The 15,210-nt window shown below is 43.1% G+C and carries 10 protein-coding genes; 3 read left to right on the top strand and 7 right to left on the bottom strand.

The window, feature by feature from the left end; translation table 11 throughout:
• Positions 1-12: 12 nt before the first annotated feature.
• Complete coding sequence (typA, locus tag ACP14Y_RS17285; protein ID WP_424964149.1) at positions 13-1,827, bottom strand: translational GTPase TypA; 1,815 nt, start codon at positions 1,825-1,827, stop codon at positions 13-15.
• Between the two features lie 97 nt (positions 1,828-1,924).
• On the opposite strand from typA, the gene metG reads away from it, so the two are divergent.
• Positions 1,925-3,979: a methionine--tRNA ligase gene (metG, locus tag ACP14Y_RS17290; RefSeq protein ID WP_424964151.1), complete on the top strand. Its 2,055-nt coding sequence runs from the start codon at positions 1,925-1,927 to the stop codon at positions 3,977-3,979.
• Here the strand turns inward: metG and ACP14Y_RS17295 are convergent.
• Complete coding sequence (locus ACP14Y_RS17295; RefSeq protein WP_424964152.1) at positions 3,976-5,247, bottom strand: alginate export family protein; 1,272 nt, start codon at positions 5,245-5,247, stop codon at positions 3,976-3,978. The two genes, metG and ACP14Y_RS17295, sit on opposite strands and share 4 nt — an antisense overlap.
• Positions 5,248-5,421: 174 nt before the next feature.
• Here ACP14Y_RS17295 and ACP14Y_RS17300 point away from each other — a divergent pair, with 174 nt between their 5' ends.
• Positions 5,422-7,593, top strand: a complete 2,172-nt coding sequence (locus ACP14Y_RS17300; protein ID WP_424964153.1) for a methyl-accepting chemotaxis protein — start codon at positions 5,422-5,424, stop codon at positions 7,591-7,593.
• Between the two features lie 167 nt (positions 7,594-7,760).
• A complete protein-coding gene (locus tag ACP14Y_RS17305; protein WP_424964154.1) occupies positions 7,761-9,692 on the top strand; it encodes an alpha/beta fold hydrolase in 1,932 nt (643 codons plus the stop codon).
• 12 nt (positions 9,693-9,704) lie between these two features.
• Here ACP14Y_RS17305 and ACP14Y_RS17310 read toward each other — a convergent pair whose 3' ends face one another.
• The 5 genes from ACP14Y_RS17310 to priA all read right to left on the bottom strand — a co-directional run bounded on the left by ACP14Y_RS17310 (position 9,705) and on the right by priA (position 15,138).
• Entirely contained in the window at positions 9,705-10,775 is a 1,071-nt protein-coding gene (locus ACP14Y_RS17310) for a PAS domain-containing sensor histidine kinase (RefSeq protein WP_424964155.1), read from the bottom strand.
• A gap of 20 nt (positions 10,776-10,795) precedes the next feature.
• On the bottom strand, positions 10,796-11,230 hold the full coding sequence (locus ACP14Y_RS17315; RefSeq protein ID WP_424964156.1) for a YybH family protein: 435 nt from the start codon (positions 11,228-11,230) through the stop codon (positions 10,796-10,798).
• A gap of 104 nt (positions 11,231-11,334) precedes the next feature.
• Positions 11,335-11,988, bottom strand: a complete 654-nt coding sequence (locus ACP14Y_RS17320) for a DUF6048 family protein (protein WP_424964157.1) — start codon at positions 11,986-11,988, stop codon at positions 11,335-11,337.
• On the bottom strand, positions 11,957-12,664 hold the full coding sequence (locus ACP14Y_RS17325) for a hypothetical protein (protein WP_424964158.1): 708 nt from the start codon (positions 12,662-12,664) through the stop codon (positions 11,957-11,959). Before ACP14Y_RS17325 ends, ACP14Y_RS17320 begins: the two co-directional genes overlap by 32 nt.
• Before the next feature lie 11 nt (positions 12,665-12,675).
• Complete coding sequence (gene priA / locus ACP14Y_RS17330; protein WP_424964159.1) at positions 12,676-15,138, bottom strand: replication restart helicase PriA; 2,463 nt, start codon at positions 15,136-15,138, stop codon at positions 12,676-12,678.
• Positions 15,139-15,210: the final 72 nt, after the last annotated feature.

Here is a 15,210-nt window from a genome sequence, read left to right on the forward strand (position 1 = left end):
ATTTAGTGCAGATTACACGCTAGCTTCGGAATTGGCCATTCGTTTTCGCTGGTTTTCATCCAAATAGATCTTTCGCATTCGGATCGACTTAGGTGTCACCTCTACGTACTCATCTTTCTGAATATACTCCAATGCTTCTTCCAGGCTGAATTTTTTAGCAGGAGCGATCTTCGCATTGTTGTCAGAACCCGAAGCTCGCATGTTTGTTAGCTTCTTGCCCTTTTGAATATTTACTACCAGATCATTATCCCTGCTGTGTTCGCCAATTACTTGTCCCGTATATACATCCACTCCCGGATCTACAAAGAATACACCCCTGTCTTGAAGCTTATCAATGGTATAGGGTGTACCAGGTCCATTTTCCATGGAAATTAACGATCCGTTGATTCTGCCCGGAATAGGTCCCTTATATGGCTGATATTCTTTCAGTCGGTGGGTCATCACCGCCTCTCCAGCTGTTGCAGTCAGCATATTATTTCTCAGCCCGATCAATCCCCTAGAAGGTATCTCAAACTCGAGATGCTGGATGTTGCCTTTCGGCTCCATTACCTTCAATTCACCCTTTCTCTGGGTTACCATTTCAATGGCTTTCCCTGATACTTCATCTGGAAGGTCGATTACCAAATGCTCTATCGGCTCCAGTTTTTCACCGTTTTCACCTTCTTTGAAAAGAACCTGTGGCTGACCCACCTGGATTTCATAGCCCTCACGTCTCATGGTTTCGATTAGTACAGACAAATGAAGAACACCACGTCCGTAAACCAGAAACTTATCCTCAGAATCAGTTTCTTCTACACGAAGAGCCAGGTTTTTCTCCAGCTCCTTCATCAATCGATCTCTCAGGTGACGAGACGTCACAAACTTTCCTTCCTTACCGAAGAAGGGTGAGTCGTTGATGGCGAACATCATACTCATGGTTGGTTCGTCAATGGCGATACGTGGCATCACGTGCGGATTTTCAAAATCAGTGAGGGTGTCACCAATTTCAAAATCTTCAATGCCGGTTACTGCGCAGATGTCACCTGCTCTAACCTCTGTTACTTTTCTTTTACCAAGCCCTTCAAACACATGAAGTTCTTTGATTTTGACTTTCTTCAATGATCCATCTCGCTTACTGATACCAAGCTGAGCACCTTCTTTCATTGTGCCTTGCCAAACTCTTCCGATTGCTATTCTCCCTGTGAAAGAAGAGAAATCTAATGAGGTGATCTGCATGGCAGGAACACCTTCGTTGAAAGGAGCAGGAGGGATCACCTCAATGATTTTGTCTAGCAACGGAAGAATATTATCCGTAGGCTTTTGCCAATCCTCTCCAAACCATCCCTGCTTACTGGAACCGTAAAGGGTCTGAAAATCAAGTTGTTCTTCCGTAGCATCTAAAGAAAACATCAGATCAAATACCTGTTCGTGCACTTCATCCGGACGACAGTTTTCTTTATCTACCTTATTGACCACCACGATAGGTGTCAATCCAAGACCTAATGCTTTTCCTAACACAAAACGCGTTTGTGGCATAGGACCTTCGAAGGCATCCACCAAAAGAATTACACCATCAGCCATTTTCAATACCCGTTCCACTTCACCACCAAAGTCGGCGTGACCAGGGGTATCAATGATGTTGATTTTTACGCCTTTGTATTCGGCAGAAACGTTTTTGGAAAGAATGGTAATTCCTCTCTCACGCTCCAGGTCATTGTTGTCAAGGATCAATTCACCTTTCTCCTGGTTTTCTCTAAACTCCTGCGTTGCGTAAATGATCTTGTCAACGAGTGTGGTTTTGCCATGATCAACGTGTGCGATGATGGCGATATTTCTTATTTCTTGCATTCCAATTTGAATTCGAGCGCAAAATTAGACCAAATGATTGTGGAATACACTATAAGAGGTAAACACAAAACTTATATTTGCGGTCTCTTATCGAATTATGGCTAAAGAATACAAAAGACATACCATCACTGCGGCACTTCCATATGCCAATGGACCTGTTCATATCGGCCACCTGGCAGGTGTTTACGTGCCGGCAGATATTTATGTACGATACCTGAGAAGCAAAGGGGAAGATGTGGCCTTTGTGTGTGGCTCGGATGAGCATGGGGTGGCAATCGAATTGCGAGCGAGAAAAGAAGGAAAGTCCCCTCAGGAAGTAGTTGATTTTTACCACAATCAAATTAAAGACTCATTCGAAAAGTTTGGAATCAGCTTTGATATCTATCATCGAACTTCTTCAGAGCTGCATCATGAAACAGCTTCTGAATTTTTCAAGAAGATGGAAGCTGAAGGGAAGTTTACCGTTGAGACTTCCGAGCAATTCTTCGATGAGAAAGAGCAGCAGTTTCTAGCTGATAGATACATTAAAGGTACTTGTCCGAACTGTGGGTATGAGGAAGCGTACGGCGATCAATGTGAGAATTGTGGTTCTACGCTTAGTCCAACAGAGCTAAAGAATCCTAAATCCATGCTGAGTGGAGAGTCTCCGGTGATGAAGGAAACCAAGCATTGGTACCTGCCGCTTGATCAATATGAACCGTGGCTAAAAGAATGGTTGCTGGAAGGGCATAAAGAATGGAAGTCTAACGTGTATGGGCAGTGTAAAAGCTGGATAGACAATGGTCTGCGTCCACGACCGATGACTCGGGATTTAAAGTGGGGAATACCTGTTCCTGTTGATGGGGGTGAAGGGAAAGTGCTCTATGTGTGGTTTGATGCTCCGATTGGGTACATTTCTGCAACTAAGCAATGGGCAAAGGATAACGGCAAAAACTGGGAAGATTACTGGAAGTCAGATGATACTCGATTGCTGCACTTTATTGGAAAAGACAACATCGTATTTCACTGCATCATTTTCCCTACGCTTCTTAAAGCAGAAGGAAGCTATGTGCTACCGGATAATGTACCTGCCAATGAGTTTTTGAATTTAGAAAGCAATAAGATTTCGACTTCACGAAACTGGGCAGTGTGGTTGCATGAATATCTAGAGGAGTTCCCGGAAAAGCAAGATGTATTGCGATATACGCTGACTGCCAATGCACCGGAGACTAAGGATAACGACTTCACTTGGAAGGATTTTCAGGCGAGAAACAACAGTGAATTGGTTGCTATCTTTGGCAACTTCGTAAACCGAGCGGTGGTGCTGACACATAAATATTTTGATGGAAAGGTACCAGCAAGAAGAGAGTTGATGCCAATCGATGAAGAGGTAGTCAAGGCAGTGAGTGAAGCACCAGCTAAGATACAGGCAGTTTTGGATCAATTTAAGTTTAGAGAAGCGCTAAGTCAGATGATGGAGCTGGCCCGAATAGGGAACAAATACCTGGCCGATACTGAACCGTGGAAATTGATTAAAGAAGATCAAAGTAGGGTGGAGACCATTCTGAATATAGCGCTTCAGATCAGCGCTAATCTGGCGATTGTCTGTGAGCCATTCCTGCCATTTACAGCTGAGAAGTTGGTAGGGATATTGAACACTGACAGAAAAGACTGGTCTGAGGCCGGTGGTATGGAGTTTTTACCTGATGACCATCAATTAAACAAAGCCGCGTTACTATTTGAAAAAATTGAAGACAAGGATGTGGAAGCACAAGTGAACAAATTATTGGAAACGAAGAAAATGAACGAAAAAGAAAATACAACTCCTGATTTGCCATCGCTAAAAGATGAAATCGTCTTTGATGATTTCCTAAAGATGGACCTGCGAGTAGGGGAGATTAAGACGGCTGAAAAAGTAGAAAAGTCCAATAAGCTATTGAAGTTCACCGTAGATATGGGGTTGGAGACCCGGACCATTCTAAGTGGAGTAGCAAAGCATTTCACTCCTGAAGAAATGATAGGCAAGAAAGTGACCGTGATGGCTAATCTGGCCCCTCGTAAAATTATGGGTGTGGAATCTCAGGGGATGCTCTTATTTGCTGAAAACTCAGATGGTAAGCTGGTAGCATTAAGTCCAGGTCAGGACGCTGAGAACGGAGCAAGCATTGCTTAATTCTTGCTTTTGAATAGCGTAGGTGTGTAGGAAATCTGAAGGTATGCAAAATGAGCTATCTCGTTTTGATCTCCTCGTTGCTTTATTATTTCCATACTTTCTGTAGGTAAGAAATGAGCATAGCCAAAACCCACATTCAGGTTGTCATAAGGATTGTAATCCAGAAATAAGTCTATTTCATAACCAAGGTGTTTGTCATCAACGATGGTATTGTCAGAGGTATTTAAAATGTTTTCGGAGGTAGAAAATGAGTGAGTCTGTAGCCTGGTCCTCCATTGATCGTTCACTTTATAGCTAAACTTCAGGAAATAATCAGATAAACCTGCAGGCACGTTGAAACCTGCTACATAGAACATATCCTGGATACCAAAATACCTATGCCTTCTGGCGTAGAGAGGAATAAAAGAGTTGGTCTCATTATACCCGGCATCTTGCAAATCTTCGGCTTTAGTTCCGGATAGAATATCAAAGCCAGGATTAATTACGAGCCTTTCTGAAACAGGTACCTCAGCTTGTAATGATATCATATTGGCAGAAACATTCTGATCTGCCTGGTTGCTTCCATTTTGTAAATAGAAGCTGCCCGTCAAAGTGGTTTTGCCTATTTTTTGTACACCATAAATCCCTAATGTTCTGAAGTGATTGATGGAAGTGTCAGCAAGCTGCTGACCTAAATCAAGGAATAAAAGTGAAATTTCAGTATTTGAGAATTTCTTATTTATCCACACCATCCCCATGTTTTTGTAATAAGCAGGGTTCGTATACAGGTCCTGGAACAGAACCTCATCTTCCTGATTTACACCGCCTGCTAAATGAACGGTCAATGTAGAATCCACATTTTGCCATTCCAGTAATCCAGCATCATGCGATCGCGCTTGCAGTCTCCAGGTACTGTTACTAAGGATTTTAAGGTCGTCATATTCAAACTCTTGCCTTCCAATCTTTAGACTCAGCCTATCGGCAATTTTGAATTTGGCCCAAGCCTGGTACAATGCTATGGTGGATTCCGTGCTGTTTAAGTCATACTCACCCCATGTACGAATATCTTGAAAGGAGAGGTAGGTTTGTATCCTGTTTTGATCGTTGAAAGAAGCGTTTAATCTTGTTCTCTGAGTGATAAGAAAGACCCCCTTTTCTCCTGGCTCACTCAGGGTGGTATATCCGTCACGGTATTCAAACCTGGGTCTGAACTCAGCATCTAATTTAAACTGTGCTGCTGATGAAAATGAAATAATGATAAATAAGAAAAGTAAACTATTTCTGATCATTTTAAGAGTGTTGAAAATAAGGGGTGACTTTTAAATTACCTGAATGGTCGACAAAAATAGCATTTGAATCGTAATGTGGTTTTGAATTCGATAAGCGATTTATATCTTGAAGGGAAAAATTAAAGTTTGCGCCAACTAATCATCAATTTCTATTGACCACTTATCCTAACTTCCATGAACTTACGACTTAAGATATCCTTGTTTATAGGGCTGCTTTTGATCATTACGACTACCATCCTCAGTTTTATTACGGTTTATAATCTATCGTCTAAAAGTAAAGAGGATATTTCTGCTTTTAGGGCAGAAGAGGAACGGAAGGCTGAACTCCGTTTGCAGAATGTAGTGGATCTGGCCTTTGGTATTCTTGAAGATGCCGCTCAGGAATCAGATGAAAATATGGAGGAGGCACTGGATATTCTATCCTCGGTCAGATTTGATGGTAAGGAAGGATATTTCTGGATTACTGATACCAAACGTCCATACCCTACGATGATCATGCATGCGGCAAAACCTCAAAATAATGGTAAGGTCATGAGTGATGAGAAGTACAATGTGGTAAAAGATAAAGAGGGGAAAAACCTTTATCAAGAGAGAGTGGAGAGGTCTCTGGAAAGTGGTGATGCTTTTGTTGAATATGTCATGGTGAAGCCTGATGAAGATAAAGTGTATAACAAACTTTCTTACTCCAGGCTCTTCAGGTCAAAAGGATGGGTAGTCTCTTCAGGTATTTATACAGACTCCATCGACCAGGCCGTGCTTCAAAAGAAGGAGGAGTTAGACGATCAGTTGGCAAGCATTATCTGGATGACAATTGGTATAAGTCTGGTTCTTTTGGTGATTGGACTATACATAGGGTGGCGATTTAGCAACAATGTAGTGGGTGCGCTCACGAGTGTTAAAGATCGTTTGAATGCATTGGCAAAAGGGAGCATCATGCAGAAACTGATTGTGAACAGAAAGGATGAAATTGGTGAAATGCTGATGTCATTAAACAACCTGATAGATACACGAACAAACTATGTGAGTTTTGCCAAAGAAATCAGAAAAGGAAATCTTGATGTTGCTGTGGACTTGTCTGAAGAGGATGATTTGGGACATGAGCTTGAGCATATGCGACGAAATCTACAGCAAGTTTTAGATGAAACGGGGATGGTACTTTCAAAAGCCGGCACGGAAGGGATTTTAGATGCAAGAATTTCTTTGGGTGAAAAAAGAGGAGTGTGGTTAGATCTATCGCAATCCATTAATCAACTATTAGAGTCAGTAGCTAATCCAATTATAAAAATTGATGCCATACTCAATGCAATGGCCAAGGGTGATTTGACACAAGCTTACACGGAGGATGCACATGGTGATATCAAACGACTGGTTGATAATGTTCATTCTGCCCAGAACCAGCTGAAACATTTGCTCCTTGGCGTTACAGAGAGTGCCAATACATTGGAGGGGTCTACTAATGAGATGCTGGCTTCAAGTGGAGAAATGAATAGTAGCACGCAAGAGATTGCATCTGCCACTGGTCAGATGAGTAGTGGTGCACAGGCTCAGGTACAGAAAGTAGATGAAGTTTCTAATTTGATCGAACGGATTCTTTCATCATCCAATAGCATGAAAGATCGTGCAACCGAAATTAATCAGGCGGCTCACAATGGAGCTGAAAAGAGTCAAAAAGGAGGGAAGATGCTTGATGAGCTTAGGGTAAGCATTACTGAAATATTAAAGTATACGACAAAGACCCATGAATCCATCAACATTTTGAAAGGTCGATCCGATGAGATCAGTCAGGTGTTGACTGTAATCTCAGAAATTGCTGCTCAAACGAATTTGCTGGCACTAAATGCAGCAATTGAAGCTGCCCAGGCAGGGGATGCTGGTAGAGGCTTTGCGGTAGTGGCAGAGGAGATTAGAAAACTCGCCGAGGATTCCAGACAATCGGCTACACGAATTGAGCAGCTTATTGCTGATGTGCAAAAAGACACGATGGAGACTGCAAAAGCCATGGATCAGATGACGGAGCAGGTAAAGTCTGGAACCTCAGTATCAGGAGCTGCCCTTGAAATTTTTAAAGAGATAACAGACTCTTCTAATAAAACGCTTGACCTTTCTAAGGAGATTGTTTCAGGTTCGGAACAACAGCTTTCAAACATTCAGGAGGTTGTAGGTATTGCGGAAGGGGTAGTTGTAATAGCAGAACAAACAGCAGCTGGAACAGAGGAAGTAGCTGCATCAGCATCTGAATTGGCTTCTGGTATGAATAATTACAAAGATAAATCCACAGAGCTTTCCTCGCTTGCATCAGAACTGAAAGAGGAGCTGTCAAAATTTAAGTTAAGCCAGGATAGTTGAGATCCTGGCTATTTGCGGTTTTTATTCCACCATTTCCTTTGCCCAACCGATGACAAGTTGTGGCATAGCCGGGTCCCATTTCTCAGGTATTCTAATGATCCAGTCCCGAGTATCATTTTCCTATTAAGTGATTATATTGGAGTGTATTATCAACCTACAAGTCTCCTATGATGCGCTTTACTGTGTACCTGATTTTCTTTGCTTTGTGTTCATTGTTCATTCAAATTGAAGCACAGCCATTTCGATACATTACTCCTTTGGTTCCACCCATTCCCTCACACCTGACTGGCGATCCTCCTTCTGGTCGAGTACTGGGTCCGGGATTATTCAATCACATCCCACCAATACAGGAAGTGTTCCATCCACCTAGCGCCACTTATGCTGGACATACGCCTGACGGACAGTTATACATTCGATCATCGGCAGCTAATGAGCCTACAATAATTTCTAAGCCACAGCAGGACTGGCGGTGGGACATAGCAAGCGCGTTATGGTCTCCCGATGGACAAACCTTGCTGGTAAAGCAGGTAGATGATCGGGAGGTTCCGCGTATTGAACTTAAGAAAGCGGACACTACCATCCAATGGCCATACAGCCGGGCAGGGGAGCCTCTGCCTAAGATTCGTTATTACTTTGTGAATGTTGCTACTGGAGCATACTCTGCGATACAACAACCCACTGACCGGGTATATGTGCATCCACTTTCATGGCACCCGGATGGCATGCATGTGCGCATAGCGGTCGCCGATAGGCTTATGAAAAACATGGAATTGCTGCGTGTCTATCCTGAGAACGGGCGTACAGAGGTTTGGCTAAGCGACCGTTCAGAAACGTACCTGATCGGGCTGGAGCTTTTGAATGGCTATACAGGGCGTCTACGTAAAGCGAATTTCTTTTACTTCCTGGATGCTACCAATCAAGTGATCTATAACAGTGAACGTACCGGCTACAATCAACTCTACCTCTACGATGAGAGGGGAGAGTTGGTAAGGACTTTGACAAACCGTGAATCGAATGGTCCGGTGGCCTGGTTATATATGGTAGATGAAACCAACGGTTGGGCCTACTACATGGCCCGGGGGGATAAGGATAACCCCTATGAAGAGCAGTTGTATCGCACTGCTATGGATGGAAGTCGCATTGAGCGGCTGGTAGAGGGTCCAACACTGATGGAGGTGTATTTGACGGACACCAAGGATAGCCTGTGGGTGTGGCGCAATGATATGGAGCGCTCAGCTACTTTAGAAATCTATAGTGCAGCAGGAGAGAAGCTGGCTACTTCCTGGTCTGCGGACATGTCACCACTGCAGGAGTTGGGTCTGCAGCCGGAGTTTGTTCAGTTGAAGGCGGCAGATGGGAAGACAATGATTGAAACACTGGTCTATAAGCCAAAAGATTTGGACACATCCAAGCGTTACCCTGTGGTGGAGTGGATATATGGAGCAGCCCATACAATGGCTATCCGGCGGAATCTGTATTTTCCAGGACACTTTGAGCTACAAAATCTCGCAAATACCGGCTTCATTGTAGTAGTCATTGATGGGAGGGGAACCCCTGGCAGAGGTAAGGCTTTTCAGGAATTTAGCTATGGACGGCTGGGGCAGGTAGAGATGGCAGACCATGTTGCAGCACTTAATGCACTCGCTGATGAACGATCGTATATGGATCTTGACAGACTGGGCGTGGCTGGCCATAGTTGGGGTGGACATTATGCCTTGCGAGCGGTGTTGGAATACCCAGATTTGTATGTTGCAGCATATCTCAGTGCAGCAGCTATCGACCCTGCCAATTTCCGTGTAGCTATAGAGCCCTACATGGGGTGTTTGCCTCAAGATTGTCCAGAGAAATATGCTGCGTCGGCATTAACACCTCTATTGGATCGATTACAGGCGCGACTGATGATCAACCATGGTACGGCCGATGATGATGTGCCTTTTGCAGATGCCAAATTCCTTGTGGACAAACTTGAGGAGCTGGGGTATACAGACTATGAATTCGTGAAATATCCAGGCATGGACCATATAATCATGATGAATCCTCAGTGGGAGCCTCGCATGATTGAGTTCTTTAAGCAGGAGTTGGGGGCCAGCGAGAAATAACAGATGATTCCACTACATGGTTTTAATGGTGAAGATAAACTCGGTTCCCGTTTTCACGTTCGGGTTCAGTTTTATCACTCCTCCATTTTGCTCCACGATCTTCTTTACTATGGCTAAGCCTATGCCCGTACTATCAGCCCTTTGTTTCAAATTGGCCGTTCCAAACATTTCAAATACGGTCTGATGGTATTTTTTGGGAATGCCGGGACCATCGTCTGTGACCTTTATCTCTACTTCATCCACTGTTTTAAGGGCACGGATTTCAATGCTGCCTTGATCTTTGTGGTGATATTTTACTGCATTGCCAATTAGGTTGGACATCAATTGAAAAAGTTGGGTCTTTTGACCCATGAAGTTAATATCATCGGCGTGGCTATGGATTTTAAAACCAGCGGGAATATTCAGATTCTCTGCTACATCATGAACCAACTCGGATACGTTGATCTCCTCCACATCCTGTGTCACTTTCCCAGCCATGGCGTAGCTCAAAATGCCGTCGATTAAATCAGCCATTTTCATGTTGCGATCCTTGAGCATGCCCATGTACTGCGCCACCTGCTCGCTGAGTTCTTGCTTGTGGTTTTCTTCAATGTATTCAATGAGTTGTCGACTGGCCGAAGTAGGGGCTTTTAGATCATGGGAAAGAATATATGCAAGTTGTTCAAGCTCTTTGTTTTTGGCTTCTAACGTTTCGTTGGTCTGCTGGAGTTTGTTCTTGAGGTCTACAAGCGGAGAGATGTCACGGATAACCGCGATGTAGAGGGTATCATTTTTAGAGGGCTGATAATAGGTCAGTGATATACCTACGTAAAATTCTCTTCCTTTTTTATCTACAGCGATGAAGTTGCGCTCATGGGTCCTTCCCATAGACCTGGTCTCCGGGTTCTTTTGGTACCCAAGGAAAAAGGTGCCATGATTTTTTCTATACCTCGGAGGCATCAGCATATCAAATTTTTGTCCGAGGAGCTCTTTTTTAGAATACCCAAAAAGATTGGTCACACTGTTGTTGATATCTGTGACTTTACCTTGCTTGTCAACTACAAGAATAGCATCGCCAAGTAATTCCAGAATACGTTTTTCCATAGCTACATAGATAAAGGGTGTTAGTCCCAGACATACCTCCATTCACCATTAGGCTGTCTTTTCCAGACGGTGTGAAATATCCCTGTACTTTCTTTTTGATTTCCCAAACTATCAAGGTAGGTAAATCGATAGTCTCCATACGTATAGCCCATATCACCAGAAGCACTCACATCAATAAAAGTTGGAGTCCACGATAGGGTATCTCCTGGTCTGGTATCATTATTATACCAAGTTCTTATGGAATCTTTTCCTTTAATGATTTTCTTACTTCGGCGGATAACCCCTTCAGGGTCTGCGTAGTATTCAAAAGCTTCCGGAATGCCTCTATTTCTGGCCATTTCTGAAAATGCTTTTTCGGTCTCTTTAATCTCTTCTTTCCAGGCATTGATTTCCTTTTGGGAAGTTTCACACCCTGTATAGAAGACAATGAGGAGTGTGGTGATTGCAATTTTCATGGTAATCGATGATGCTAAAACCGAGATAAATTTAGCTTAATGCGCCCACATTAAATTCATGTTATTCAACCTATTTAGAATTGTTGAACGGGCAATTATTCTGTTTAAAAACTCACCTTCAAAAAGAAATTTGCTGCAGGAACAGTATCCTCAAACGATCTGCCATACCCAGGGATTGCATAAACATCCGGTACATTTTGTTCATCGTAGCTGGCAAGTACTCTTAGCCGTAAGTTCAGGCCAATGCTAAATACATCTGATAGTTTTCGATCAGAATACACCACTAGTTCATACCAGGTTGCTGTTAAATCCTCTCTCTCGATGCTTTGAACAAAATCATCTTGTGCATCCGATGGGCTTTCTATAAAGATCCTTCCGTTTTCACTAAAAGTGGATGAGGCATATCGGAATGATATTCCAATTTTATTCTTAGGTAAAAACTGACTGACATAGCCTGCTCCGATCCGATAATAGAATCCCTCGCTTTCATAAGTTCCATTGGAATAGGCTCCTTCGGGACTGAGTGTTGCCTGTCCAGCTTCGATTATCAATGGAAACTTTTCCATAAAAAGGATCTCAATTCCTCCCTCATACTTCGTTTCAAAGTTCGTGGGAATGGTCAATAACTTCCCATAGTCCAGATAGATTGAAGGAGTGAGTGTACGTCGATACACTACGGTATCTGCCTCTTCTGTCTGAGCAAAGCAACCCACTGAGAGGATCAGACTAAAAATAAATAGTAAACGTTGCTTCACCATCTTGACAGGTTTCGTCACAGTTTGTAAGTACTGAATCTATCACATTATTCGTGAAACTAATCACTTCAATGTTTTTCGCTCGAATCAAAACATTTCTCTCCTCATCTACCTCCTGAAAGGTTTCATAATCAACCTCAAGTATGTCTGTTATGCCAGCAATTTGAATCTCGTACTGTTTGAATTCAGCATCGTAGGAGAGCGGGATGCTCCATACCTCCGCACTATCTTCATAAGTAAATACCGTTCCGGTACCAAGGATTTCTATTTTACCTAGTTGGATTAAGCCGGAGTTTATGGTGGCTTTGGTTTGATTAAAAATGGATGTGAGTGAGTCGGCGTTCTGATCCAAATCAGCATAAAATGTCGAATCAATTTGCCTTTCGGAAATCCACTGCTCCAAATTCATTTGCTCCTCGCTCAATGATCCACCATTGGCTATCGAGTCTTTCACGATTTCAAGGCTATCCCTGAGAATTGTTAATGAATCTGTATTGGCGCTAAGTGCTGAATCATTAAAGACAAAAACAGCCAGACTATCGTTGATATTCTTTATGCTGTCTTGATTGATAAATATCAACGAAACGGTTGGTTCAAAGCTCACCGAATCACAGTCATCACATGGATCACAGGAGACAATGAGGAGGAAAAGAATGAAAATGCTTAGAAAATGTTTCACTTAGTTCGCCACTATATCGGGTCTACGTCAAATACCACGCCAACACTTTTAAATGCCGGCAACTGCTTCATCATCAGGTCCACAGATCGAAGGTATTCCTTTACAGCCGGCAAGTTAATGCCTTGCTTCTCAATTTTCAATGTGATTTCGTGCAAGTACATGTTTCGGATCTTGCCAATGAGTGGCTCCACCGGACCAATCATGCGTTGATTGCCCAACTGATTTCTCACTTCTTTTGCAAAATAGGCGGCTGCCTGAAAGGAAATATGCTTTTCTCTGTGTTTAAATGTGATATTTATGATACGGGTGAAAGGAGGATAGTAAAATCGCTCACGCTCCAGAATCTCCCATTGAAAAAATGCCTTATAGTTATCGTTTCGAGCGCGCTGCAATAACTCCTGATCCGGATCATTGGTTTGTACGATCACTTTTCCATTTCTGGACTTTCTTCCTGCCCGACCACTCACCTGGGTAATGAGGTGATAGGCACGTTCATGTGATCGAAAATCCGGGAAATGGATCATTCGATCTGTATCAAATATCCCTACCAGGTTGACCCGATCAAAATCCAGTCCTTTGCTTACCATCTGTGTTCCCACCAGTATATCGATATTTCCTTCTTCAAATTCTTCGATGATGCGCTGGTAACCGTACTTGCTTCGTGTGGTATCCAAATCCATACGCTGAACAATGGCTTGAGGGAATAGCAGCTTGATTTCCTCTTCCAGCTCTTCGGTCCCATAACCTACATTGCGAAGCTCTTTGCTACCACAGCTCAGGCAGTCACTGTACATGGCCTGATTGTATCCACAATAATGACAAACCAGCTTGTTGTTGTATTGATGGTAGGTGAGGCTTACGGCACAATTGGGGCATTTGGGTACAGTGCCACAACTATCACACGTAATGTGAGAGGCATATCCTCTTCGATTTTGAAAAAGAATGACTTGCTCTCTTTTATCCAGCGATTCCTGAATGGCTTTGACCAGAATGGAAGTAAAGTTTCCTTTTAGCTTGCGTTGTTTTCGTTCTCGACTCACATTGGCAAACTCCATCATTGGATTGTAAGCCTCACCATACCTGGAATCAAGTTCTACTATTCCAAATTTTCCATCAAGTGCATTTTGGTAAGTCTCTAATGCGGGAGTGGCTGTACCTAAAAGTGTGTGAGCCTTATGGAGAGTTGAAAGATAGATGGCTGCATCCCTGGCATGGTATCTTGGAGCTGGCTCAAACTGTTTATAAGAAGGCTCATGTTCCTCATCCACAATGATCAATCCCAAATCAGAAAAGGGTAGGAAGACCGCACTACGGACGCCCACTACAAATTGATATTCCTTATTCAGTACTTTTTGCCATACTTCTACGCGCTCATTGTCCGAATACCGCGAATGATAAACTCCAAAGAAGTCACCAAATATTTTATGCAAACGTGCGATGATTTGGGTCGTTAGTGCAATCTCAGGGAGCAAATACAGCACTTGTTTTCCCAGATCGATTTGCTCTTTGATCAGTTCAATGAAGATCTCGGTTTTACCACTACCTGTCACCCCATGAAGTAACGTAGCATTATGACTCTCAAATGATTGAATGATGGCTCGTCTCGTTGATTCCTGTTGTTGACTAAGCTGTACACTCCCCTGGATTTTTGCATGATTAGAGGGGAGCCTGGATACGGTTTCTTCCCATTCGGTCAGTACTCCATTTTTAAAAAGTGTCTTGAGGGAGGAGGGGCTGATTTCTTCCGCTAGAAGTTGAGATTTCTGTACCCCATGCTCATTTGACGATGGGTTGTCTAAAACGGGGACATCTCGCAAGTAGGCGAGGAGTACATCCTGTTGTTTGGGTTTACTTTCTAGTTCATTGATAACGCCCTCAAGCATGCCTTCTTCCATGAAAGCATCAGCGATTCTGACACGTTTTACTTTCTTCGGTTGGTATTTGTCTTTTACTTTTTCAAAAAGATCGATGATTCCTTTTTCTGTGAGTTTCTTCAGTACACGTTGTGGTTGCTTCAGTCCCAACACCTGGCTAACATCTTTCATGCTCAGGTCGTTTGTCTTTAATGCACGAAGTAGATCCCATTCTCGATCATCAAGGTCTTCCGAATGGGGATCAATCTCGGGGTTGATGCCAACAAAGGATTCACTTGATAGCTTGAGAGCAGCAGGCAAAGCGGCGTTGATTACTTCACCCAATGAGCACATGTAGTATCTGCTCATCCATTGGAAGAACTTGAGTTGCGCTGGATTAACAATCGGTTGCTCATCTAGCACCTCAAGCAACTCCTTAGGGCGATATTCTTCAGGAGATCGGTTGTGCGTTTCAAGCACAATGCCCGTGTAGATTTTCTTTTTCCCGAATGAAACAACTACACGGAAACCGGGTTGAACCTTGTCTTTATCCTCGGGAGCAATGAGGTAGGTAAAGGTTCCATGGAGAGGTAGTGGTAGGATGACTTCTGCGTAATTCAAAATTACCTGTTAAGATGGTTTATCTCCCCCTTTGGAGGGGGTAGGGGTAGGTTTTAACTATCATAACTTTCT

Origin of the sequence: Ekhidna sp., assembly GCF_965247405.1 — a bacterium.
Classification (GTDB): domain Bacteria; phylum Bacteroidota; class Bacteroidia; order Cytophagales; family Cyclobacteriaceae; genus Ekhidna.

Bases quoted from the DNA above. Each gene is read 5' to 3' on its own strand.
- ACP14Y_RS17315 (WP_424964156.1), bottom strand. From the start codon at position 11,230: ATGAAAATTGCAATCACCACACTCCTCATTGTCTTCTATACAGGGTGT.
- ACP14Y_RS17320 (WP_424964157.1), bottom strand. From the start codon at position 11,988: ATGGTGAAGCAACGTTTACTATTTATTTTTAGTCTGATCCTCTCAGTG.
- ACP14Y_RS17305 (WP_424964154.1), top strand. From the start codon at position 7,761: ATGATGCGCTTTACTGTGTACCTGATTTTCTTTGCTTTGTGTTCATTG.
- ACP14Y_RS17295 (WP_424964152.1), bottom strand. From the start codon at position 5,247: ATGATCAGAAATAGTTTACTTTTCTTATTTATCATTATTTCATTTTCA.
- typA (WP_424964149.1), bottom strand. From the start codon at position 1,827: ATGCAAGAAATAAGAAATATCGCCATCATCGCACACGTTGATCATGGC.
- ACP14Y_RS17310 (WP_424964155.1), bottom strand. From the start codon at position 10,775: ATGGAAAAACGTATTCTGGAATTACTTGGCGATGCTATTCTTGTAGTT.
- metG (WP_424964151.1), top strand. From the start codon at position 1,925: ATGGCTAAAGAATACAAAAGACATACCATCACTGCGGCACTTCCATAT.
- ACP14Y_RS17300 (WP_424964153.1), top strand. From the start codon at position 5,422: ATGAACTTACGACTTAAGATATCCTTGTTTATAGGGCTGCTTTTGATC.